We start from the raw sequence: 23,800 nt of genomic DNA, 5'->3' as shown, positions 1-23,800 counted from the left end.
GGTTACCAATAGTCAAGGGTTGGCGATCCGAGGGTTCGTCCGCAGGGGTGCGACCATATGTCCATGACCGCAACCCTCGTCGCCAAGGACATCGCCGGTGGGTACGCGCACCGCGTCTTGTTCGATCACCTCGATCTCACCGTGGCGCCCGGGGACGTGGTGGGTGTCGTCGGGGCCAACGGGGCGGGCAAGACCACCTTGTTGCGAATCCTCGCCGGCGACCTCGCGCCCTTGGAGGGGACGGTCAGTCGTTCGCCCGCAGACGCTTTCGTCGGCTGGCTACCGCAAGAGCACGAACGCATCCCCGGCGAGACGGTGGGCGACCACGTTGCTCGGCGTACCGGCTGCGCGGCCGCCACGCGGGCCATGGATGCCGCCGCCGATGCTCTGGCAGACCCCGAAGCTGCTGCGGGCCCCGACGATCCGGCCGACGCATACGCCGCGGCGCTCGACCATTGGCTGGCGACCGGCGCTGCCGACCTCGACGAACGGTTACCCGGAGTGCTGACCGATCTGGGGCTCGACACCGGCGCGGAGTCGGCGATGATGACCGGATTGTCCGGTGGACAGGCAGCCCGCGTGGGATTGGCCGCTCTGCTGTGCTCCCGGTTCGACATCGTGCTCCTCGACGAACCGACCAACGACCTCGATCTGGACGGTCTGCGCAGGCTCGAGGAGGTGATCGGCAGCATGCGCGGCGGGGTGGTGCTGGTCAGCCACGATCGAGAGTTCCTCGCGCGCAGCGTCACCCGGGTACTCGAGATCGATCTCGCGCAGCACACCAACACCGTCTTCGGCGGCGGATACGAGAGCTACCTCGAGGAGCGCGAGGTGGCGCGTCGGCATCGCCGTGAGGAGTACGAGGAGTTCGCGGAAAAGAAGGCCGACCTGGTGGCGCGTGCGAGAACCCAACGCGAATGGTCGAGTCAAGGGGTACGGAATGCGATGCGCAAGGCCCCCGACAACGACAAGATCCGCCGTCGCGCCGCCACCGAATCCAGTGAGAAGCAAGCACAGAAGGTGCGGCAGATGGAGAGTCGGATCGCTCGGCTCGAGGACGTACCGGACCCCGCAAGGAGTGGGTCCTCGAGTTCACCATCGGCGCGGCCCCACGGTCGAGCTCGGTGGTCGCCACGCTCAACAATGCCGTTGTGCGACAAGGAGATTTCGTCCTGGGACCGGTGTCGTTGCAGATGAATGCGGGCGAACGGATCGGCATCACCGGCCCGAACGGCGCGGGCAAGTCGACGTTGCTGCGGCTGTTGCTCGGACGAGTCGCGCCCGACGAGGGCAGCGCGGCCCTGGGGGCCAACGTCGCGATCGGGGAGATCGACCAGGCGCGGGGCCAATTCACGGGCGGCCGGCTGCTTGCCGACCGTTTCGAGGAGTTGGTGCCCGATTTCTCCACGGCCGAGGTGCGGACGCTCCTGGCGAAGTTCGGACTGCGGGCAGATCACGTCGGCAGGCCGGTCGCCGAACTGTCGCCGGGGGAGCGGACGCGTGCCGCACTGGCGCTGTTGCAGGCGCGGGGAACCAATCTCCTCGTCCTCGACGAACCCACCAACCATCTCGACCTCGCCGCGATCGAACAGCTCGAGTCGGCCCTTGACTCCTATGACGGCGCCCTCTTGCTGGTGACCCACGACCGACGCATGCTCGCCAACGTTCGCACCGATCGCGGCTGGCACGTGCAGGACGGGAGCGTCACCGAACTGTGACGAGGCTCCTCACCGGTGAACGGGGAGCGAGAGGTCGCCGGTCCGGGCACGTGCGAACGTTTGCGTCCGTGCGGACGACCGGCGTCCCACGCTTCGAACCCGATGCAGCCGAACGCACGTGCTGGCATCGTGGGTGAGGTCGCGGGGTGTCAGCAGCGAGGAGTGATCATGCCCGATCTACCCACCATCACCGACGAAGAGATGCAGACGATCCTGCAATATGCGCAGCCCTACTCCGTCGTCATATTGCGGGCCGGTCCGAAATACGGCACCGAGAACGCCGGCCCCATCGTCTGGGAACACGCGCGCCGCAACATGGCGCTCCGGGCGGCCGGAATCCTGTCCGTGGTGCTCCCGGTACGCGACGACTCCGAGGTCTGCGGAATCGCCATCTTCGACCGCGACGGGGCATCCGTCACCGAGATCATGAACGACGACCCTGGCGTGCGTGCGGGCGTGTTCACCTTCGACGTCCATCCGGCCCGTGGCTTCCCGGGTGACGAGCTGCCACCCGCGCCGGAGTGAGTCATCGCCCAACGGGCGTTATCTGCTAGTTCTCGGAAAATCCGAAGATCCGAGAGATCGTCGTGCGGATCATCGCGCGATGGAAATTGCTGGCGGTCACCAGCGTCTGTTGCTGGATCAGCCCGTCGATCAGCGCGACGATCAGTTCCGCGGTCCGCTCGGGACTGCCCGGTGCCTGAGCCCGCACAAACGGCTCGGTGAACGCGATGAACGCGGTGCGGTTCGTGGTCACCTGTTCCCGGAGCACGTCGTCGAACTGCGATTCCACGAGCAGGGCGCACCGCGCGTTGGAGATCTCCCGGCCCTCGGTCGACATCGCCATGACGAACGCGGTGGTGCAGTCGAGGATGGGGCCCGGGGACCTGTCCGATCCGTCGGCGAGAATCGGGCCGAATGCGCGCGTCGCGATCTCGTACATCTGGTGATAGACCTCGGCCATCGCCAGTGCATAGAGCTTCGACCTGGTGGGCGCGTAGTAGTTCACCGATCCTGTCGGCAGACCCGCCGCCTCATCGACCGAACGATGGGTCAGGGCGCGTAACCCGCCGTGTGAGATGACCTGTAATGCCATCTCGCCGAACAGTTTTCGACGATCCGGCACCTTGTGTTGGTCAGCCATCGACACCCGTGCTCACGCCTCCAGCCCTTCCTGTCGTTCGATCCATGGCGGCCGGAGGCCGTTGTCGCCCGGCAGTGGAGAGTCTAGACGGAGCACGCCCGGCGTTCGCGGCAGCCGTGGTCGCGACGCGTGGGCGCGGAGATTGAGTCCACCCCGCTCAAGTTTGATGGTGAGATCGGGAACAATCCCCACCCTCGACCCGTTGAACCCATCGAGAAACCTGAGTCCTGTAGACTCAACCCAGGTTGACTCCGTCTCGAGTCTTGAGTAGGACATGAGTCGGATGCGCTGAAGTTCGGGTCCCCGGACGCGGGTTTCGAACGACATCCGCGGTTCGCGTGCATGCGCGGACCCGGGCACGTACTTGGGTGCACACCCATGAACTAGGAGGAAACACAGATGTCTCGTGCAGTTGGAATCGACCTCGGCACCACCAACTCGGTGGTGTCCGTCCTCGAAGGCGGCGAACCCGCCGTCATCGCCAACGCCGAAGGCTCCCGCACAACCCCGTCGGTGGTCGCATTCGCGCGTAACGGCGAGGTGTTGGTCGGACAGCCGGCGAAGAACCAGGCGGTCACCAATGTCGACCGCACCATCCGTTCGGTCAAGCGCCACATGGGCGAAGGCGAATGGACCGTCGAGATCGACGACAAGAAGTACACGCCGCAGGAGATCAGCGCTCGCACGCTGCAGAAGCTGAAGCGAGACGCCGAGTCGTACCTGGGTGAGGACGTCACCGACGCGGTCATCACGGTGCCGGCCTACTTCAACGATTCACAGCGTCAGGCCACCAAGGAAGCCGGACAGATCGCGGGCCTCAACGTGCTGCGCATCGTCAACGAGCCGACCGCGGCCGCGCTCGCTTACGGCCTCGACAAGGGCGAGAAGGAACAGACCATCCTGGTGTTCGACCTCGGTGGCGGTACCTTCGACGTCTCGCTGCTGGAGATCGGCGACGGTGTCGTCGAGGTCCGCGCCACCTCGGGTGACAACGAGCTCGGTGGTGACGACTGGGATCAGCGGATCGTCGACTGGCTCGTGGAGAAGTTCAAGAGCCAGAACGGCATCGACCTGACCAAGGACAAGATGGCCCTGCAGCGTCTGCGTGAGGCTGCCGAGAAGGCCAAGATCGAACTGTCGGCATCGCAGTCGACCTCGATCAACCTGCCCTACATCACCGTCGACGCCGACAAGAACCCGCTGTTCCTCGACGAGCAGCTGTCGCGTAGCGAGTTCCAGAAGATCACCTCGGACCTGCTCGAGCGCACCCGTGCGCCGTTCCAGGCGGTCATCAAGGACGCAGGCATCGCCGTCGGCGACATCGACCACGTGGTGCTCGTCGGTGGTTCGACCCGTATGCCCGCGGTCACCGAACTGGTGAAGGAGCTCACCGGGGGGCAGGAGCCCAACAAGGGCGTGAACCCGGATGAGGTCGTCGCCGTCGGTGCGGCCCTGCAGGCCGGTGTGCTGCGCGGTGAGGTCAAGGACGTGCTGCTGCTCGACGTGACCCCGCTGAGCCTGGGCATCGAGACCAAGGGTGGCGTGATGCACAAGCTGATCGAGCGCAACACCACCATCCCGACCAAGCGGTCGGAGACCTACACCACCGCCGAGGACAACCAGCCGTCGGTGCAGATCCAGGTCTATCAGGGTGAGCGCGAGATCGCCTCGCACAACAAGCTGCTCGGTTCCTTCGAGCTCGGTGGCATCGCCCCCGCGCCGCAGGGTGTCCCGCAGATCGAGGTGACCTTCGACATCGACGCCAACGGCATCGTGCACGTCACCGCAAAGGACAAGGGCACCGGCAAGGAGAACTCGATCCGCATCCAGGAGGGCTCCGGCCTCTCCAAGGAGGAGATCGACCGCATGATCAAGGATGCCGAGGCACACGCGGACGAAGACCGCACTCGTCGTGAGGAGGCCGAGACCCGCAACCAGGCCGAGTCGCTGGTCAACCAGACCGAGAAGTTCCTCAAGGACAACGAGGACAAGGTCCCCGGTGAGGTCAAGGACAAGGTCAACGCGTCGATCGCCGAAGCGCAGGAAGCCCTGAAGGGCACCGACATCGGTGCGATCAAGTCGGCGATCGAGAAGTTGTCGGCAGAGTCGCAGGAAATGGGTCAGGCGATCTACGCGGCGGCGGCTGCAGAATCGCCGAACGGTTCGGCCGGTGAAGGCGCCGAGAACACCGCGGACAGCGATGTCGTGGATGCCGAGGTTGTCGACGAGCCCAGCAATTCCGGAGACAACAAGTGACCGCTGAGCGGCCGGAGAGCGCACCATCGGAGGAACCGGTCACGGTGACCGATCGTCGTCGTATCGACCCGGAAACGGGTCAGGTACGCGAGGATTCGGCCGCCGGGCCGGGCCCGGCAGCCGCTGATCCGGCGGAAGCAGGAGTACCTGGTGCCGACGAGCCCATCGAGATCCCGGTGGCCGATCAAGAGGTTGCCGAGCTGACCGCCGCCCTCCAGCGGGAGCGGGCACAGTTCGCTAACTTCAAACGTCGCGCGGCAGAGGAGCGCCAAGGGTCCGTTGCCTACGGCAAGCAGCTGCTCATCGAGAAGCTGGTGCCGATCCTCGACGATCTCGAACGTGCCCGCGAGCACGGGGATCTCGAGAGCGGACCGCTGAAGGTGATGGCCGACAAGCTCACCGGGGCATTGAGTGCCGAGGGCCTCGCCAAGTTCGGCGAGCCCGGAGACGCCTTCGACCCGGAGCTCCACGAGGCCGTGCAGCACGACGGTGACGGCGCCAACCCGGTGCTCGGTGCGGTGTACCGCAGCGGATACCGGGTCGGGGAGAAGGTGATCCGGACCGCGATGGTCACGGTCACCGATCCGGCAGACGGCGTTGCGGCATCTTCGGCCGACGGTGCATCCGCAACAGAACAGACTGGTGCACAATAAGCGCACCGAACATCGGCCTGCCCGGTGGCGCGCAGCGGCGACGGACCGTCGCGCGGGGCGCGTCACCGGGCAGAGCAGTTCAGATACAACTACATCCAGACAATTGACATATCGAAGGAGGTGACGTCTGGTGGCTCCACAGCGAGAGTGGTTGGAACACGACTTCTACAAGGACCTGGGCGTTGCTTCTGACGCTTCTGCTGAAGAGATCAAGAAGGCCTACCGGAAGCTCGCCCGCGAGCTGCACCCGGACGCGAATCCCGGCGATTCGGCGGCTGAAGAACGCTTCAAGCGGGTGTCCGAAGCCCACAGCGTGCTGTCCGACGCCGAGAAGCGCAAGGAGTACGACGAAACCCGCGCGATGTTCGCCGGCGGGCGATTCCGCGGCGGGGGCAACGGCTTTCCCGGGGGCTTCCCCGGCGGGGGCGGCACCACGTACACGACGACCGGTGGCGCCGACTTCAACATCGGTGACCTGTTCGGCGGGGGCGGCGACACCGCGGGCGGCGGATTCGGCGATCTGTTCGAGGGGCTGTTCAACCGCTCCGGCCAACGGACGTCGACGGCCAGCCGACCCAAGCGCGGCAACGATCTCGAAACCGAGACCACACTGAGTTTCTCCGACGCGGCACTCGGCACCACCGTGCCGTTGCGCGTGACGAGCCCGTCGCCGTGCACGACCTGCCACGGCAGCGGCGCCAAGCCGGGTACCAGCCCGCGAGTCTGCCCGAACTGCAACGGATCCGGCTTCGTCAGCCGTAACCAGGGTGCGTTCGGGTTCAGCGAACCGTGCCAGGACTGCCAGGGCACCGGCTCGCGTATCGACGATCCGTGCACCGACTGCGACGGCAGCGGCGTCAAGGTCCGGGCACGCACCATCAACGTGCGTATCCCGGCAGGTGTCGAGGACGGCCAACGTATCCGCCTGGCCGGGCAAGGTGAGGCCGGACGGCGTGGTGCGCCGTCGGGCGATCTGTACGTCGTCGTGCACGTGACGCCGGACAAGGTCTTCACGCGCAGCGGTAACGACCTGAAAGTTCAACTACCGGTGAGCATTTCCGAGCTGGTGCTGGGGGCAACGGTCTCCGTGCCGACGCTCGACGGCTCGGTCGGGGTGAAGATCCCGGCCAACACCACCGACGGACGCACCCTGCGTGTCCGCGGACGAGGAGTGCCGAAACGATCCGGTGGCGCGGGCGATCTGCTCGTCACCGTGAAGGTGGCCGTCCCGACACAGCTCGACGACGCCGCCGTCGAGGCGATGCGCGCCTACGCGGCAGCGGAAAGGGCCGGCGGCTTCGATCCCCGCGCGGGATGGGGGCGATGATGATGGCCGGCAAGAAGGAAACCGGCGCGACCTTCATGATCTCGGTCGCCGCCGAACTCGCGGGTATGCATGCCCAGACCCTCCGGACCTACGACCGGTTGGGTCTGGTCACCCCGCAACGCACCAGCGGCGGAGGTCGCCGCTACTCGTCGCGCGACGTGGAACTGCTCCGCGAGATCCAGCGGCTCTCCCAGGAAGAGGGCGTCAACCTCGCGGGCATCAAACGGATCATCGACCTGTCCAACCAGGTCGACGCGCTGCAGCAGCGCGTCCGCGAATTGCAGAACGAACTCGACCAGGTGTCGTCGCGGCGCGGCGGCGAACTCGTCCCGGTGCCACGGACCAGCGCCCTGGTCGTGTGGCAGCCGCGGCGGAAGCGCAACGCCGACTGATCGGCTCGAATCCGTACCCGCTACCCTGTCCGGAAAGAGTGATGCGTGCACGCCGCAGGGGGCAGGTGAGGTGTCGGGCACCCGCCCGCTTTCCGAGGAGCGACGCCCACTTGCAGGGTGGGCGTCCGCATTCCGGGGGGAGACCGTACCCCTGTGTTCGAGGCCTGACCTGCGCCTCGGGGGACAGGCCGGTGCGGGCGTCACGCGGGGCAGGCACGTAACCGAGACAGGGGACAGGAAACATCATGGCCGAGACGCAGAGCGCCCCGACTGTGGGCGGCTCGTCCTCGGCCGGTTCGGTGTTGGGGATCTCCGTCGTCGAGGACCAGGTCGCGTCCGTGGTCCGCGACGCGGGCGGGGAGATCATCGCCAGCAACCTGGTCGATCTGCCGGACCCGTCGGCGCAGAGTGCCGAAACCGCGATCGGCGAGTTGGTGGGATCGGTGCCCTACGAGATCCACCGCATCGGCGTCGCCTGTGCCCGACCCGCCACCCAGAACTATCTGCAGGCCAACCTCGCCCCGGACCCGACACGTCCCGCGTGGCACGACAAGGTCGTCGTCACCGACATGCCCGCCGCTCTGGCCGAGGTCGCTCGCGCCCAGTTCGGGAGCCGGGGCATCGTCGCGGTGATCGATCTCGACCGCGCCGGGGTTCCGTCGCCCGGATCGTCGGTCGTCACGTTGGACTCGGCGACCGGCGAAGTGCTGGGGACCGCCGAGTTCGCCTACGGATCGCCCGGCCCCGTCACCGATCCCGACCATGCGGGAGCCGTCGCCGATGCGATGACGTCGGCACCCGGCGGATCGTCGGTGACGTCGGTGTTGCTGACCGGCCCGGGCGCGGAGATGCCCGGCGTGGCCGCGGCGATGGAATACGCACTGGCCCGGCCGGTCACCGTGGCCCCTCAACCGGCACTTGCGCCCGCCGTCGGCGCGGCGGTGATCGGCGCACGTCGATCACCGGTCGGCGGTGCATCGAACCGACGATGGTGGTTGATCGGTGCCGCGCTGGTGGGAGCGGTCGTCCTGGGAGCGATCGCTGCCTCGGCCGTCCTGGCCGGCGTCGATTCCGGTAAGGAGGCCGCACCACCGTCGACGGTGACAGCGCCTCCGTCGACGATCACGCTGACCGAGACACCGGAACCGGTCACCAAGACCCAGACCGAGACCGAGCAGGTCACGGCCACGCCGGACCGCGAGACAGTCACACGGACCCGCACCGTCACCCCGAGCGATCAGCCCACCGAGGAACCGAGCACCGTCACCGAGACGGCCACCGAGACCGAGACGGTCACCGAGACGACCACCACCCGGGGAACAGGCTTCGGCGGCGGCCCGAGCGCCAACGCCGACCGACCCGGGGCCTGAACCGGCGATCCTCCACGGCGAGCGGCACGTCGGGGCGCCGACGCTCAGATCGGATCGTGCTGAATCCGGCTGGCCGGCACACCGGCGATGATCAGTCGGCGTCGCGTCGCGTCGATCATCCCGGCAGATCCGGCGATGAGTACCTGATGTTGGCTCCAATCCCCGGCCGCGACCACCGCGTCGGGGAGCCTGCCGAGGCGATGCTCGATTCCCAGGCTGTCCGGTGTCGCGACGGAGTTGATCCACCAGGGATCCTCGGTCTCCTCGGACACCGCGGTGATCTGCAGCCACGGATTGGTGGTGGCGATGCGGCGCAGCACGGCCAGGTCGTAGAGCTCGCCTGGATAGCGCATGCCGTAGAAGACATGGGTCGGCGGCGAATCGGCGCGTTTGGACATCTCGATCAGCAGCGCCCGCAGCGGTGCCAGGCCGGTTCCGCCGGCCACCATCACCACCGGGCGTCGCGGCTCGACATGTAGGGTGCCGTGTCCCTGCGCGAAATACCAGACGTCACCGGCCCGTGTTTCACCGACGATCGCCGAACTGACCGCCCCGCCCTGCACACCGCGGACATGGAATTCGAGTTCGCCCGCCGGATTCGGTGGGATGGCCGGGGACAGGTTCCGCCACGTCTTGGGCCGCTGCGGTATCTGCACCTCCAGATACTGGCCGGGTGCGAAGCGCAACGGTGATCGGGTGATCAGACGGACGACGGCCAGGTCCCGGGTGATCCGGAACTTCTCCACCACCTGGGCCGACCACAGCGCGGGATGCGGTGCCGTCTCGGCCGCACCCCGCATGACACCGGTGGTCAGCATCATCGCCTGGCTGACCGCCTGCTCGGCTTCGTCGTCCCAATAGTCGCCCATCGCCGCGGCGAACTCGGAGACCAGCGCGCGGTACATCACGCCATAGTGTTCGGGCAGCACCCCGAACTTGCGGTGATCGCGACCGAGTTGAGCGAGGAACTCGACGAGATTCTCGTGTCCCGACGGTGCCGGGACCACCTCGAGGACGTGGTCGATCACATGGAAGAAGGCCTTGCGCTGATCGGTCATCACCGCCGGGAACAGGTCACGCAGGTCCGGATCGATGGCGAACATGCGGGTGTAGACGTTGGTGGCGAAGCGATCCGGGTTCCGGTTGATCACATCGCGGAGCTGATGCAGCACATGCCGCGAATGATTGGCCACGTCCCGGTCACCTCCCCACTCTTCCGCAGACAGCGAACGGTGCCCAGCGTAGCGCCCGAAACACTGTCAGCTAAAGGGTGGATCGGCAACGAATAATGATCGAAGATTCGATGTCGGGTTCGTGTCGCATGTGGCAGGGTCATTGGCGTGAGCACGCTGGATGGTGTGGTGTCGGGCATTGTCGATGCCCATCTGCACCAGTGGAATCCGCGACGTACCCCGTGGGCGGCCAGCCGTCTGTCGCGGCTCTACAGTCTGGTGCCGACAATCGGTGACCGGGTGTTCTCGATGGTCGTGGCGCAACCCGACCGTGAGTACGTGCTCTCGCCCAACACGGTCGCGCGTGTCTACGAGCCCCTGCAGTACGTGGCCGACGCATCGGCGGTCCCGTTGGTGGCCGGGGTACCGGTCGACACGGTCGTGCACATGGAGTCGCACTGGCGCAACGACGACAGCAGCTATGACCCCGCGAGTTCGGGTCTGCAGTCCTCGACGGAGGAGACCCGGTATGTGCAGGGTCTGCCGTTCGGTGTCGGTCGGGTACCTCGGCTCGGCGCGATCATCGCGCACGCCGACCCACGATCGGACGGGTTCGACGACCTGATCGCCGAGCAGGAAGGCGAGACCGACAAGCTGCGGGGCATCCGGTGGATCACGACCCGTCACATGGATCCGAAGATCCGTGGCGCCGTCGACGTCGACGGCGTTCTCGCGTCGCCGGCCTTCCTCCGCGGATTCGCCGAGGTGGCCAGTCGGGGTCTGGTGTTCGACGCCTTCGTCTATTCGCATCAGCTCTACGACGTCGTGACACTCGCCCGGGAGTATCCGGAGGCGACCATCGTCGTCGACCACATCGGCGCGCCGGTGGGGGTCTTCGGCCCGGTCGGCGCCCGGACCGGGGCGACGGCGGGAGCCCGAGCCGACATCCTGCGGTTGTGGCGAGAACGGATGGTGACGCTGGCGGCCTGCCCCAACGTGATCGTGAAGCTGTCCGGACTCGGGCTGCCCATCCTCGGCTATGGCCGGGACCGATGGGGCAACATCGGCAGCCGGTCGACGTTGGCCGAGATGGTCGGCCCGCTCGTGGAACACGTCGTGGGGCATTTCGGTGCCGAGCGGGTGATGTTCGGCTCCAATTTCCCGATCGACAAGCCGAACGCCACCCTCGACATGATCGTCGGGGCGCTCATCGATCTGCTGGAACCACGCGGGGATTATGTGCTGCGCAAGGTGTTTCGCGAGAACGCGTTGCGCGTGTACCGGATTCCCGCCGACCGGGCGGGCACGAGTACCGAGGTCCGGTGACGGATCGGCGCTACGTGGTCGGCGGTTGGGCGCGACGTCGCAGCCAACGCCGCGACGGCCGTGGCTGCGGGACGGGCACGTCACGCAACGACCGGACAACGATCTCCACGAACTCGGCACACGTCTCGTATCGGTCGTCGGCGTTCTTGGCCAGCGCCTTGGCGAAGACGGAGTTGAGCGACGACGGCAACCACGGGCGAGCCCGGGTCAGCGGCGGCATCCGATCGTGCAGGTGTGCGTAGGTGATGGCGAACGCGGTCGAGCGTGGGAACGGGGGTTCGCCGGTGAACAGTTCGAACAGGGATGCGGCAAAGGCGTACAGATCGGTCGCCGGCGAGAGCTGTTGGGCGGTCAACAGTTCCGGAGCAGCGTACGCGATCGAGCCCTGCACCCTGCCGTTACGGGCCAGCGGTCGGGTGTCGTCGAGGAGTTGTGCGATGCCGAAGTCGGTCAGCACCGCGCGCGGCGAACCCGCGGCGGTGGACACGATGATGTTGGCAGGCTTCACATCTCGGTGCAGGATGTCGCTCCGGTGCGCGTAGTCGAGGGCGTCGGCGATCTGGGTGCCGAGCGCCGATATCGTCGCGACGTCGGGTTCGGCCGGTCGACCGACGACCAGTTCGGCGGCCGGTACTCCGTCGACATACTCCATCGTGGTCCACAGAACCGTTGCATCAGAACGGTTCTGGTCGGCGGGGTCGGCGATCTCGCCGCGGTCGTGCATGCGCACGATGTTCGGATGATCGAGCAGTGAGGCGATGGTGAACTCACGATCGAAGCGTTCCCGGACGCGGGCCGGATCGGAGGTCCCGGTGAGCAGGATCTTGAGGGCGACCGGGGACGTCGAGCCCCGTTGGTGGGCACGATAGACCTCGGCGCTGCTGCCGCTTCCGACGAACTCGTCGATGACGTACTCGGCGACCACGTCGCCCGACCCGAACACCACGTCAGCGTATCCGCGTGGAGCCCGTGTGCCGGGGTGAGTGGTTGCCATGACCGGACCGATCTGCGCTAGTCACCGACTGCCGGTGTGGGCAGACCGACGAGCCGAGCCCGGACGCGAGCGGCGCAGGCTCTCGCCAGGCCGATCTCACCGTCGAAGTCGATCACCACCCCATTGTGCCCCGGCGCCCTTGCCTATGGTTGAAAGATGACGCACACACAGGTCGGTTCCACACCTGGCGCCGACTCGACCGCGACGGATTCCCTGGCCGCATCGCTGCCCGCGGGGATGGTGGTGACCGACCCCGACATCTTGGCGGCCTATCGGCAGGACCGCGCGCAGGACCCGGACGCCGGGACGCCCCTCGCGCTGGTTCGCCCGACGACCACCGAGCAGGTGCAGAGCGTGGTCCGTTGGTGCGGGCAACACGGTGTCCCGATCGTCACGCGTGGTGCCGGCACGAGCCTGTCGGGCGGATCCACCGCCGTCGACGGTGCCGTGACGCTGTCACTGGAGAAGATGCGCGAGCTCACCATCGACACCGCAACACGGACCGCGGTGGCGCAACCGGGCCTGTTCAACGCCGAGGTGAAGGCCGCCGCGGCCGCGCACGGACTCTGGTATCCGCCCGATCCGTCGTCGTTCGAGATCTGTTCGATCGGCGGCAACGTCGCCACCAACGCCGGCGGCCTGTGCTGCGTCAAGTATGGCGTCACCACCGATTACGTGCTCGGCCTGCAGGTGGTGCTCGCCGACGGACGGGCCGTACGGGTCGGTGGCAAGCAGCTCAAGGATTCCGCGGGGCTGCCCCTGACCAAGCTGTTCGTCGGCAGCGAGGGGCTGCTCGGGATCATCACCGAGGTGACGTTGCGTCTCCTGCCGCCGCAGGCACCGGCGTGCACTGTGGTGGGTGCGTTCTCGTCGGTGCGTGATGCCAGTGAGGCGGTGCTCGCGATCACTTCGCAGATCCGGCCGGCGATGCTCGAGTTCATGGACTCGGTGTCGATCAACGCGGTCGAGGACATGCTGCGGATGGGCCTCGACAGGAACGCGGGAGCCCTGCTGGTCGCGCAGTCCGACGCACCCGGACCGGCCGGCGTCGCGGAGGTCGAGATCATTCGGACGGCGTTCGAGCGCAACGGCGCGGCCGATGTGTTCGCCACCGACGATCCGCAGGAGGGCGAAGCCTTCACCGCGGCTCGTCGTGCGGCGATCCCCGCCGTCGAGAAGATCGGGTCGCTGCTTCTCGAGGATGTCGGAGTGCCGCTGCCGCAGTTGCCGGAGTTGATCGACGGTGTGGCGGCCATCGCCGCCGACAACGACGTGATGATCTCGGTGATCGCGCATGCCGGAGACGGCAACACCCATCCGCTGATCGTGTTCGATCCCGAGAACACCGACGAAGCTGCCCGGGCGCGGACGGCGTTCGGCCAGATCATGGATCTGGCGATCTCGTTGGGCGGCACCATCACCGGCGAACACGGTGTGGGCCGACTGAAGAAGGGGTGGCTGCCCGGTCAGGTGGGACCCGACGTGATGGAACTGACGGCGACCATCAAGCAGGCACTGGATCCGCAGGGGTTGCTGAATCCCGGTGTGCTGCTGTGAACCCGGCCGTCGAACGGATCAGACCAAGGTGGCGATCAACCGTGAATCGGCGACAGCTGCGGTACGATGCCGCGCCAGTGCCTGGTAATCGGGGCTGGTGATCATCGTCCGGAACGCTGTGGGGTTCGGATACCGGACGAGCAGCATGGTGTCCCACTGTTCATCCACCGGGCCGATCACGGTCGGTCCGCAGTCGCCGTGGAAAACCACCTCGGCGCCGGCCTTCTCGAGATGTGGTAGCGCGGCGCGACTGTAGACCCGATAGGCCTCCGCTCCGGAGATGGGCTCCTCCGGCGTGAGATCCACGGCGTCCGAATAATCGGCGACCTCGCGGAACCGCAACAGGTTCAGCATGGTGACCGGTTGGTCGGCAGGCAGCTCGGACAGCTGCGCGAACTGGCCCTTGCCCGGATCGATGGCGCGGCGGTCGGCCGGCGGGAGAGTCGTGGTCATCTGAGGTTCCTCCTGGGGTGGTGATCTGGTTTCCCGCTCACCCTTCTCGTTCCCGCTCACTCCATTGGATGAGCGGGAACGAGACAGGTGAGCGGGAACGGTGCGGTCCTTAGTGACGAGCGAGGATGGTGTCCAGATCGGCAGCGACGGGGAGCGCACCGTACTCGAAGTTCCGCTCCTCGCCGAGGCGTGCCGCGATGAACGCGTCCGACACGGCACTCGGCGAGAACCGCACCAGCAGAGAGGCTTCCAATGCGAGAGCCATCGATTCGACGACGGTGCGGGCACGTCGTTGCGCTGACGATGCGTCCAGACGTGCGAGCTCGCCGAGCTGATCGCGCAGCCGATCGAGATGAGCATCGAGGGTCGTGTTGACGCCCCGGGCCAGGGCGACCTCGGCATCGAAGGCGGCGACCGATTCCGGTTCGCGGGTCATCGCGCGCAACACATCGAGAGCGATGACGTTGCCCGAACCCTCCCATACGGCCATCACCGGCTGCTCGCGGTAACGCATCGCCAGTGGGAAGTCTTCGGTGTATCCGTTGCCGCCCAGGCATTCCAGCGCTTCGTACGAGTGGTGCGGGCCGCGCTTGCAGATCCAGTACTTCGCCACCGCCACAGCCAGCCGTCGGAACGCGCGTTCCTGATCGTCGGCGTCTTCGTCGTGGGCACGGGCCAGACGCATCGCGGTGACCGTCGCGGCCTCCGACTCCAGCGCGAGGTCGGCCAGTACTGCGGTCATGGCGGGCTGGTCGGCCAGGGTGGCACCGAAGGCGGCGCGATGGCGGGCGTGCCACACGGCTTCGGCCACCGACTGGCGCATGCCGGCGGCGCTGCCGAGCAGGCAGTCGAGGCGGGTCTGCGACACCATCTCGATGATGGTGCGCACGCCGCGTCCCGGTTCGCCGACCATGACCGCGACGGTGCCGTCGAGTTCGATCTCCGACGACGCGTTCGACTTGTTGCCGAGCTTGTTCTTCAGTCGTTGGATCTTGAAGACGTTGCGGGTGCCGTCGGGCAGCACGCGCGGCAGCAGGAAGCAGGAAAGCCCTTCTCCCGCTGCACCTTGTGCCTGCGCCAGGACCAGGAAGGCATCCGACATCGGCGCCGAACAGAACCACTTGTGGCCGGTCAGCAGATACTCTGCGCCTGGTCCGCCCGCACCGATCGGCGTGGCAACCGTGGTGTTGGCGCGCACGTCCGATCCGCCCTGCTTCTCGGTCATCGACATACCGAAGATCGCCGACGTCTTGTCGGCGGACAGGTCGGGGGAGTAGCTGCGCGACAGGGCCTTCGGCACCCATTGCGCGGCCACGTCGGGCTGCAGTTCGAGTGACGGGATCACGGCGTGTGTCATCGACACCGGGCATGCGTGACCGGGCTCGACTTGACCGAACAGATAGAACGCGGCGGCACGCGCGACGTGGGAGCCCGGCTGCGGGTCGGCCCAGCAGCGGGTGTGCGCGCCGTGTGCGATCGATGCCGAGATGATCCGGTGATACGACGGGTGATACTCGACTTCGTCGATGCGATGACCCCACCGGTCGAAGGTGTGCAGTTCCGGGGTGATGGTGTTGGCCAGATGCGCATCGTGTTGGAACTGCTCGGTCCCCACGAGGGCGCCGATCTCGCGCAGTTCGTCGCTCGCCCACCCTGCGTCATGGCGTGTGACGGCCTCGGCGAGAACGGTGTTCAGCTCGAACTCGTTGACGTCGACACGCGGTGAGGATTGGTTGAACACCGTGTGCGTGACGTGCGGTTGCGGTGTCGTGTGAGTGGACTGGGTCATGATGGTTCCTTCTCTGCGCCTAATGCGTTCTGTCCGTCGATGTCATCGGCCGGTCGCGTGAGCCCCGGAGACGCCGGTCGAGTCGCCTCCCGGGGACGTCGATCGAGTAGCCCCTCCGGGACGGCAGTCGAGTAATCTCCCTGGGACGTCGGTCGAGTGGCCTTTTCGGACGTTGGTCGAGTCGCCTCTTCAGGATGTCGGTCGAGTCGCCTCTTCGGGACGCCGGTCGAGTCGCCTCTTCAGGATGTCGGTCGAGTAGCCGCCGAGGCGCTAGCCGAGGCGGCGTATCGAGACCACCGAACCACCCTCGCACCATCAAGACCTCCCACCACCCAGCGGCCGATCCAGAACCGAGTCCGGTATCTGCAGATTCGTAAAGATCACCGCGACAGCATCTTCGAGCGAGTACGTGAAATCCGGTCCGGTGGCGGCCTTTTGAACCGTGAGCCCGAAGATCGCCGACCAGAACGCCTTCGACTCCACGTCGATGTCGGCGCGCAACTGCCACCCGGTGCGGACCAGAGTGCGCATCAGTGCGTCCTCGCCGCGCTCGTGGAGGGTCTGCAGGGTGTCGGTGATGCGATCGCGCAAGTCGTGACGGCGGGAGACGAGCAGCATGGCCGTCGTGAACAGTTCGACATTGCGGGCCTGCGGGCCGAGTAGCGATCCGACCAACGTGTTCGTGTATTCGCGCACCGTGGTTGCCTGAGCGGCAGCCTCCTCGGCGTGGCGGCCGGCCCGCAATACGGCGGCACACGCCACCTCGACGAACAGTTGCTCTTTGGAGCCGAAATAGTAGGTGACCTGGTTCGGATAGGCGTCCGCGTGCTGGCAGATCTGCGCCACCGACGCCGTCTCGCCGTGCTCGGAGAACACCGCGGTCGCCGCACGCAGCAGCGCATCGCGTGTCGCCTTTCCCGCCTCGCGGGTGGCACGGCCCTTGGTGGTCACCGGAGGTCTCCTCAATGTTTGTATGGAAAACAATAAATGCGTCGGGGGTGGTTGGCAAGGGGTAGCGGCCGTGACAGTTGTTGTGCAATCCGAGTCTAGTTCAGAAATTCCGAGTCTAGTTCGGCGTACTTCAGAAATTGCGGGTCTATCTCGGCGGATGGAGAGGCTCTGGTCGTCAGGCGGTCGCAGAGCTGACGGTTGTGGCTGAGTGGCCGCGGGCGGGCTCGTAGCCGGAGCGGGGTTCTCAGCGCGAAATGGCGCGGTGTGATCGATCCGCGATGTCGCTATGCACGGAGATCTGCCGGGAAACGTGTGACTGATGAGCGTATTGGGGTGCTTGTTCTTTAGCGAATGGGGGTCTACCTACCTCACAAGCACGCGTGTGCAGTTGGCGGTGCCTGCGGCGGAATGCCGGGGTGACGCCCTGGGTTTGTCCTGCACTCCTCGGACCATGTCGAGAGATCATCGTGGCCTCGCCGCGCATCCTCACGGGCTTAGAGGTGCCGTGGTACTCGATCTGGGCTTCGCACTCCCGCAGCAAGGCGACGACGCGGCACCGTAGCTGGCCTGAGACGGGGGAGCGGCTGGGTTGGCCGGGCTTCCCTCTCCGGCCTCAACTGTGCCCGCGCACGCGTGATGTTGCTGCGCGCAGCATCCAACTCCTCGTCAATGAGTTTGGCTGTGAGGAGCCATGCCGGGAGCCACAAAAACTCACGAAGGCGACTGACCCGATGGTTGCCGGCTGGACGGATCGCAGTTGCACTGACCGCTGTTCCTACGACAACGCCGATTGCATAGACGATCGTCGCGGTTCGGCTGTCCGTGGATCGTGCGATGACGAATGTAGGTACACCCCCGAGGCCCACCAGCCCGATCAGTGGCGCCATGGCCACGAGCGTGAGTAACTGTCGTATCCGACCGGCCTTGTCCATCGCTCCCACAAGCAAGATCGTCCCCGCCCACATGAGCAGGCACGTCGCCGCCCCCAGGAAGATGAATCTCGGTGGGATAGCTTGCCCTTCTGGGGCAACCTGTTCACCGATCGCCCAGAAGGCCAAGCCCCAGGCGAGGCCGACACACCCGATGGCCACGCCGCGTGAGAATGTGCGTATGACGATCTCTCGAAGGGTGACGGTGCTGTCCTCGTGCCGGTGGGTGCTTATGATCGCTCGCCACTTCGTGCGCTGAATCGTCAAGTCATCGACGCGCAGTTTGCTGAGTTCTAATTGTCGTCGATTGGCGAGGTGTGGTTCCGCGGGTGCCACGATGGCGAGAAAAACGCAGGCGAGCGAGCATGCGATGACTACAACGCCGGTAGCAACGTCGCGGTCAGGGGTGAACCACTGCGTAGTGGCCGCGGCAACGGCGAACACAGCCCACACCCTCATGAACGTGGTCATTTGCCTGCGCCAGCTCATCATTTCGAACACGTCTGACTCTCGCTGGTTCTCCCCAGTTCGAACCACGAGTGCGACATTGAGGGTGGCGAGGATCGCGACAATCGCCAATAGCAGAGCCAGGAGGTCACTGGGCGCAGGAAGCGCACTGGCCGCACCAGCCTTCGCTACCGAGCCTCCCACGGCCACGCCGATATATACACCGAGAACGACGGCGAATAGGCTAGCTGCGAACTGGCTCACCGCGCGACGGCGCTCTCGATCGCGCAGCGTTAAGGCACCTGGTTCGAATCTGCGACCCCATCCAGACGATGTCAACGATCACCCTCCTCGCGTGATTGAATTTTCGGTTCCTGCTGTGTTCTACACACGTGATATGACGCGTTCTAGCTATTGGACGCCTGCAGGCATACGGAAGGTTCCCCGCCGACGACATTGCATCCACTCCGGTCTAGGGCAACGCGGGCTGCGAAGTCGCCCACCCATCGGCGTGAGGACCCGTAAATACCGAGAACCGCGTCGCTCCAACTTCTCAACTGGAGCAGAGTATTTCGCTGTGTCAGAACCTTCGACTAGATGTCGTGTCATGACCGGGGAGCTGTTGAGAGCATGCTCCGAGGAACCCGGTTCGCCGCCACCCCAACTCATCATCACACCACCACGGAGTTCACGATTCTGCCACCTGTAGGCGGATTGCGTTGCGCTGGTGAGCGCTGCGTGAACTGGTTTACGCGTCTGGAGCCACCCGACCGCTGACTGCTGTTGAAGGTCTGGGTTGGGAGAGAACATCCGCGTTGTCGGCGCCGTTATCGGTCAGGATGCGCCATGTGTCCGCAATTCCGTTGATCGGGCTGTGCCCGCTGCCGACCTGCCACGCGGGCACGAGCCAGGTCCCAGGTTTTGTCGGAAGCCCGACAGGCGACCACGCTTCCGTGCTGGATCATTCTCTCCATAATGGCGTCGTGTGATGCCGTGAGCATGCTAGCTGTGCTGTCGGTGTCGTAGAACGGGCCTACGAAGGTGGTGTAGATGTGTGCGCTCGCTGGCTTGCAGCGGCGATATCGACAGCATGGAGGCAATCCATATCGGCGGGTTTCTGAGGAGTGCTTCCATCTCGCTCCTGTCGGAGCGTGGGCATGACTTCTATGAGCTGCGTCTGAAACTCCCTGGCCAGGGTTTCGACCCATTGATCACGAACGGCGCGGCCCCAGGGCGTTTCGGCGGAACTGGTGGGCATTGCTTGCGCGTCCATCGGCGGCCGTCGGTTGTGGCCGGGAGATTCGATACTTGTTGGTGTCTCGCTTCGTTGGGGCTCCTGGCCGGCGGGACGGTTGCGAGTTTGCGGCCGGTGATGGGTTAACACGTGTCGCCGTGCGGCCTGTTGCGTATGGCGTGGATGACGCTCTCGGCGAGGGCCCCCTTTTGGTCCAGGTCGATGCGTACTGTCTGTGCGAGGTTGTCTTCGGTCAGGGCTGTGCAGGCGAGGAAGGATGCGACGATCGCGGCGTCGCTTCCGGGTCCGTCAAGCAGATCGAGATTCTGTAGGTGATTCAGCCCCCATCCAACAGCTGTCATGAGCCCGGATCGAGTCATCCCTCCGGCTAAGTACGTGATGAGGCTGGCTCCCAGAATGGCGCGCATCTCACCCGCGGCATCCGCGTCCGCAGTCGATTCGAGCTGTTGGGTGACGTGGTCGAGAGCTTCTACGGCCGACAGGGCGAAGTGGTTGATGTCGAGATCGGGCATGGCGACTCTCCGGTGTCAGTTAGGTGCGACGGAGCATGTCGGTCTTCAACCAGGCCAGCTGTGGCCAGCTCATCGTCAATGTATCTCACGCGATACTAGTGGTTGTGATGCCTATGGCGTGGGCAATGGCGTGCACGGGGCCTGTGGGTACGCGCGAGGCTACGGCGGTGAGCATGCTTCGGATACGCGCCGCCGCCTCCCTCGTCGAGTCATGTGGGGCGCTTGGCATCAACGGTCCCTTAGGTTTTCGCCGTCCCGTTGCCGGTGGGCGGTAGCTGCATCAAGCGTTCGGCGACCGCTAGCAGTGTGCTCGGTGCCGTGTTGAGCGCTTCGGCGAGTTCCCAGAGTCGGTCGATTTGAGTGGACGCTTCGCCGGTCTCGATACGTGCTATCGCTGGCCTGCTGACGCCGCTGGCATCGGCGAGTTGTTGCTGACTCATGCCTGAGGTGAGTCGTGCGCTGCGAATGGCTTCACCTACGGCGTCTCGACGCATCTTCCGTATCTGTCTCTGTGCTGGAGTCAGGGATGCTTCAGGGACCGGCACGCCTCCATTGTTGCCGGTCTGTGGTTTCGGGTGTTCGACCCACGCCCATTGTATCGCACGCGATACTGCAATGGTGGATCACGTCAACCCTGCCGCGTTGCTGGGCGCACCTGTGTCTCGGGTGCGGGCCCGAGCACTCCCGTTGCGGGTCGAACCCGTCTACGGTGAGGCCCTCGATTCATTTGTGGAGGCATACGCACGGCGCTATCACGTGACGCCAGCCGAGTTCTACCGCCACATCGGTTGCTCGAACCCATCGGTGCGCGAAGTGGTCAAGGCGCCATCCTTGGCGGTTCTCGAAGCGATTGCGGTGGCGTCGGAACTACCGGTTGGGGTGGTTCGCGCGATGACGTTGGACAGCTTGCCCTCGGGGTGGGCGGCGCGGCAAGCGCCGCTGAGTTCTGTGTCCAGCGCGTATCGCCGAGATCGTCGCTATTTCTGGATGGCAGCTGGCGGGTCACGGTTTTGCCCGGCGTGTTTGGCCGACACAGACGGGCGCTGGCTGCTGCGGTGGAGGCTGCGGTGGTCATTTGTGTGCGTCAAGCACCGCTGTCTGCTCGTTGACACGTGCGCGTCCTGCGGCGTCGTTCCGCGGCGGTCGCCGCACCTGGGCAGTCTGGCAGGCCGGCAATGTCTCGGCCGCCCACCCGATGGTGTCGAGAACGGTGTCTGCGGAGCGCGGTTCGCGTCAATGCGCGCCATTTACCTCTGCCAGGGCCATTGCGTGTTGGACGCGCAACGACGCATTGACGAGTTGATCGCGAGCGAAGTGGGTAACTCGATTCGGCTGAGTGGGGGTGTCAGAGGTACGCCGGACCCGTTATTGTCCGACATTGCACGCCTGGTCCGGCACATCATCACCTACGGCCGCCTGGGCTCCCCCGCGAGGTGCGGCGTTTTCGCCGATACAATCCGGGAACATCGCGCTGAGAACCCCGACTATCGGTGCTCGGCTCACACGTCTATACCCACGATGTGTTTCGCGGGAGCGGTGGTGCTGGCCTTGGAAATTCTGGACCACAGCGATATCGACCGAGCTGCCCACATGCTCGGTGAGATACTGCCTGTTCCCACGATCCGAGGACGCAGTACCGACTTGCAGATCGAGATGAGTGTATGGGCACGCCGCAGTGGACAGATCGCCGCGCTCTGGGACCGTCTGCGCGAGCAGCGCGGGAACTAGCGAACGACGCACGACCTGATCGCCTGGCCGAAGGCTGCCAGTCACGGCGGCGGCGGTGCCGGTGGCCGCAAGTCGGGGTAGCGGTGCAGCAGCCAGTCGATATGGCGGAGTCTGCGATGCAAAGACATGACTGCCTGGTGGCTGGCGTGGACTGCAGTGAGGTCGTGAACGGTGGCGGCTCGTTCGTCGAGTAGCCGGGTCCGGGTGCGCCAGAACTGCAGCCGACACCGTGCGCTGCAGAACACAGGGCTTCGCCCTCGGCGCGTGAGGTGAAAAGACACGCGCTGATCGCAAATCGGGTTCATGCAGGTGGCATCGACCGGTAATGCCATGGATGTGTTGTGAAGTGTGCCATCGTGACTCGGCTTTCCTGACCTGGGCATGTCGCACCCCGAACTCGATCTGAATGTGGCTCCGACATTTCTGACGCTAGCACCGCAAGGCAGGCTTCGAACGACGTGCGGCGGGTATGCGAAGGGGTCGGTGCACACAGATGCGTCGATCGATTCAATTCGTTTCCAGCATCTCTCGGATGATCGAAAGATAGGATCGTTAAGCGTTTCAAGAAGCCCTGTCCTTTCCCGCAGTGGTTGCCATAGAATTGCCGGATCGGACCTTCATGTGGAGCGGTCCGACGCGTGGTGGCTCCGCAGCCGATCTGGACCTTTGAGTGCTTGTCCGCTTAGAAATCGACAACGGTTGTGCCCGAGGCGGCTCAGCCTGGTCACATCGCGCTCTGCGCGGGGACCCGGCGTGCCGTGCGGGGGTAGCTGGTGTTGTCGGATGACTGGGATGGTGCCGGTCAGCGATTCGCTGGCATGCAAGGACGGCCCGGTTATACGTACGGTGTGCAATGATCGTCTCTTCTCGAGAATCGACTATCCGGTTGCCGTCGATCTCGACGCCGAGGTGTTCGACGACGCGTTGCCGATCAGGACGGTGCCTCAGCGTCCCGGTGCCAAGCACTACACCGGAAAGTACTTCTCGTACACAGTGGGGACGTTTGTGCAGTGTGAATCGATCCTGGAGATGAAGCGTGCGCAGATCGCTGACAGCGATCCGACCGTGGTCGATATTCGATCCCAGCCGTTCCGTCTCGTCGGCAGGCGCAACCGACGGGTGTGTCAGTACACCCCTGACTTTGCCCTTATCAATAGATCGGGTGCGGTCACCATCGTTGAAGTCAAACCGAAAACGCGGTTCGACAGCGACAAGGTTCGACGCACCCTGGACTGGGCGGAGCGCCTGTTCGACGTGTGCGGCTGGTCTCTACAGCGGTGGTCGCTGGACCCGGACGATCTCCTGTGGAAGAACATTACGTATCTGGAAGGTTTTCATGACCCGCGGCTGACTACGCCTGAGGTGACATCCACGATCCTGGAGGCAGTGAGCGAGGAACCGCTCCGCATCGAGCAGCTAGAAGCTGTTGTCGAGCAACGGATCTCCGACTGGCCCGTGCTGCCGGCGATCAAGCATCTGATCTGGAACGGTCAACTGGCCATTGACCTCGCCGCGATTAAGCTCAATCCCACCGCGTTCGTGGCTTTCGGGTCGCAGAACCGACCTGACTATCTCGCTCCCGACGCGGTTGCACTGCGCCGCCACCAACTCATGGGGGTCGTGTTGTGAGGGTCGACATGTGAGCGGCGACGATGACGCCGCTTGGCTGCGCGAGGTCGACCGTTATTCGACGGGTCGGTCGCCGCGTAACAGGTACACCTGCGCTGCGTCGCGGGATGGCTCACGCACGCGACGTCGCGAACGACGACATTTCCGAGGACGGTCCGGATCGTCTCGACGTTCGGCGCGTGGGGTAGTGCGGTGACA

At 65.4% G+C, this 23,800-nt stretch carries 19 protein-coding genes and 1 pseudogene; 11 read left to right on the top strand and 9 right to left on the bottom strand.

Features of this window, described 5'->3' with window-relative positions; all coding sequences use genetic code 11:
• Positions 1 to 63: 63 nt before the first annotated feature.
• Both abc-f and AAFP35_RS18165 read left to right on the top strand, forming a co-directional pair.
• Positions 64 to 1,718 (top strand): annotated as a pseudogene (gene abc-f, locus AAFP35_RS18170) (ribosomal protection-like ABC-F family protein).
• A 168-nt stretch (positions 1,719 to 1,886) separates the two neighbouring features.
• Positions 1,887 to 2,243 (top strand): hypothetical protein, encoded by a 357-nt coding sequence (locus AAFP35_RS18165; RefSeq protein ID WP_419223037.1) that lies wholly within the window; start codon positions 1,887 to 1,889, stop codon positions 2,241 to 2,243.
• 25 nt (positions 2,244 to 2,268) lie between these two features.
• Here the strand turns inward: AAFP35_RS18165 and AAFP35_RS18160 are convergent, their stop codons facing one another.
• Positions 2,269 to 2,862: a TetR/AcrR family transcriptional regulator gene (locus AAFP35_RS18160; protein WP_419223036.1), complete on the bottom strand. Its 594-nt coding sequence runs from the start codon at positions 2,860 to 2,862 to the stop codon at positions 2,269 to 2,271.
• Positions 2,863 to 3,261: 399 nt separating this feature from the next.
• Here AAFP35_RS18160 and dnaK point away from each other — a divergent pair, with 399 nt between their 5' ends.
• The 5 genes from dnaK to AAFP35_RS18135 all read left to right on the top strand — a co-directional run bounded on the left by dnaK (position 3,262) and on the right by AAFP35_RS18135 (position 8,860).
• Complete coding sequence (gene dnaK / locus AAFP35_RS18155) at positions 3,262 to 5,118, top strand: molecular chaperone DnaK (RefSeq protein ID WP_419223035.1); 1,857 nt, start codon at positions 3,262 to 3,264, stop codon at positions 5,116 to 5,118.
• Positions 5,115 to 5,771 carry a nucleotide exchange factor GrpE gene (gene grpE, locus AAFP35_RS18150; protein WP_419223034.1) on the top strand — a complete coding sequence of 219 codons (657 nt, stop codon included), beginning with the start codon at positions 5,115 to 5,117 and terminating at the stop codon, positions 5,769 to 5,771. The genes dnaK and grpE overlap by 4 nt, the downstream gene beginning before the upstream one ends.
• Positions 5,772 to 5,901: 130 nt before the next feature.
• Positions 5,902 to 7,098, top strand: a complete 1,197-nt coding sequence (gene dnaJ / locus AAFP35_RS18145) for a molecular chaperone DnaJ (protein ID WP_419223033.1) — start codon at positions 5,902 to 5,904, stop codon at positions 7,096 to 7,098.
• A 2-nt stretch (positions 7,099 to 7,100) separates the two neighbouring features.
• Positions 7,101 to 7,490, top strand: coding sequence for a heat shock protein transcriptional repressor HspR (locus AAFP35_RS18140; protein WP_419223087.1), 390 nt, complete (start codon positions 7,101 to 7,103; stop codon positions 7,488 to 7,490).
• A gap of 245 nt (positions 7,491 to 7,735) precedes the next feature.
• The gene (locus AAFP35_RS18135) at positions 7,736 to 8,860 is read left to right on the top strand and encodes a hypothetical protein (protein WP_419223032.1); all 1,125 of its coding nucleotides are present in this window, start codon (positions 7,736 to 7,738) and stop codon (positions 8,858 to 8,860) included.
• 44 nt (positions 8,861 to 8,904) lie between these two features.
• Here the strand turns inward: AAFP35_RS18135 and AAFP35_RS18130 are convergent, their stop codons facing one another.
• Positions 8,905 to 10,053 carry an FAD-binding oxidoreductase gene (locus AAFP35_RS18130; RefSeq protein ID WP_419223031.1) on the bottom strand — a complete coding sequence of 383 codons (1,149 nt, stop codon included), beginning with the start codon at positions 10,051 to 10,053 and terminating at the stop codon, positions 8,905 to 8,907.
• 147 nt (positions 10,054 to 10,200) lie between these two features.
• On the opposite strand from AAFP35_RS18130, the gene AAFP35_RS18125 reads away from it, so the two are divergent.
• Positions 10,201 to 11,358 carry an amidohydrolase family protein gene (locus AAFP35_RS18125; protein ID WP_419223030.1) on the top strand — a complete coding sequence of 386 codons (1,158 nt, stop codon included), beginning with the start codon at positions 10,201 to 10,203 and terminating at the stop codon, positions 11,356 to 11,358.
• Between the two features lie 10 nt (positions 11,359 to 11,368).
• Here the strand turns inward: AAFP35_RS18125 and AAFP35_RS18120 are convergent, their stop codons facing one another.
• On the bottom strand, positions 11,369 to 12,352 hold the full coding sequence (locus tag AAFP35_RS18120; RefSeq protein ID WP_419223029.1) for a serine/threonine-protein kinase: 984 nt from the start codon (positions 12,350 to 12,352) through the stop codon (positions 11,369 to 11,371).
• 156 nt (positions 12,353 to 12,508) lie between these two features.
• On the opposite strand from AAFP35_RS18120, the gene AAFP35_RS18115 reads away from it, so the two are divergent.
• Positions 12,509 to 13,909, top strand: coding sequence for an FAD-binding oxidoreductase (locus tag AAFP35_RS18115; RefSeq protein ID WP_419223028.1), 1,401 nt, complete (start codon positions 12,509 to 12,511; stop codon positions 13,907 to 13,909).
• A gap of 18 nt (positions 13,910 to 13,927) precedes the next feature.
• On the opposite strand, the gene AAFP35_RS18110 is transcribed toward AAFP35_RS18115, so the two are convergent.
• From AAFP35_RS18110 to AAFP35_RS18085, 6 genes are all read right to left on the bottom strand, one after another.
• Complete coding sequence (locus AAFP35_RS18110) at positions 13,928 to 14,362, bottom strand: DUF1330 domain-containing protein (RefSeq protein WP_419223027.1); 435 nt, start codon at positions 14,360 to 14,362, stop codon at positions 13,928 to 13,930.
• Between the two features lie 109 nt (positions 14,363 to 14,471).
• Complete coding sequence (locus AAFP35_RS18105) at positions 14,472 to 16,151, bottom strand: acyl-CoA dehydrogenase family protein (RefSeq protein ID WP_419223026.1); 1,680 nt, start codon at positions 16,149 to 16,151, stop codon at positions 14,472 to 14,474.
• A gap of 315 nt (positions 16,152 to 16,466) precedes the next feature.
• Complete coding sequence (locus AAFP35_RS18100) at positions 16,467 to 17,102, bottom strand: TetR/AcrR family transcriptional regulator C-terminal domain-containing protein (protein ID WP_419223025.1); 636 nt, start codon at positions 17,100 to 17,102, stop codon at positions 16,467 to 16,469.
• A 494-nt stretch (positions 17,103 to 17,596) separates the two neighbouring features.
• Complete coding sequence (locus tag AAFP35_RS18095; protein WP_419223024.1) at positions 17,597 to 18,742, bottom strand: hypothetical protein; 1,146 nt, start codon at positions 18,740 to 18,742, stop codon at positions 17,597 to 17,599.
• A 1,113-nt stretch (positions 18,743 to 19,855) separates the two neighbouring features.
• Positions 19,856 to 20,245 carry a hypothetical protein gene (locus tag AAFP35_RS18090; protein ID WP_419223023.1) on the bottom strand — a complete coding sequence of 130 codons (390 nt, stop codon included), beginning with the start codon at positions 20,243 to 20,245 and terminating at the stop codon, positions 19,856 to 19,858.
• 239 nt (positions 20,246 to 20,484) lie between these two features.
• Complete coding sequence (locus tag AAFP35_RS18085; RefSeq protein ID WP_419223022.1) at positions 20,485 to 20,739, bottom strand: helix-turn-helix domain-containing protein; 255 nt, start codon at positions 20,737 to 20,739, stop codon at positions 20,485 to 20,487.
• Here AAFP35_RS18085 and AAFP35_RS18080 point away from each other — a divergent pair.
• Together AAFP35_RS18080 and AAFP35_RS18075 are read left to right on the top strand one after the other, a co-directional pair.
• Positions 20,684 to 21,973, top strand: coding sequence for a TniQ family protein (locus tag AAFP35_RS18080; RefSeq protein ID WP_419223021.1), 1,290 nt, complete (start codon positions 20,684 to 20,686; stop codon positions 21,971 to 21,973). The two genes, AAFP35_RS18085 and AAFP35_RS18080, sit on opposite strands and share 56 nt — an antisense overlap.
• Before the next feature lie 783 nt (positions 21,974 to 22,756).
• Positions 22,757 to 23,602: a TnsA-like heteromeric transposase endonuclease subunit gene (locus AAFP35_RS18075; RefSeq protein ID WP_419223020.1), complete on the top strand. Its 846-nt coding sequence runs from the start codon at positions 22,757 to 22,759 to the stop codon at positions 23,600 to 23,602.
• Positions 23,603 to 23,800 lie beyond the last annotated feature (198 nt).

Source organism: Gordonia sp. CPCC 206044 (assembly GCF_048537895.1).
In the GTDB taxonomy this organism is placed as follows: Bacteria; Actinomycetota; Actinomycetes; order Mycobacteriales; family Mycobacteriaceae; genus Gordonia.
This window is presented reverse-complemented; position numbering and strand designations above follow the sequence as displayed.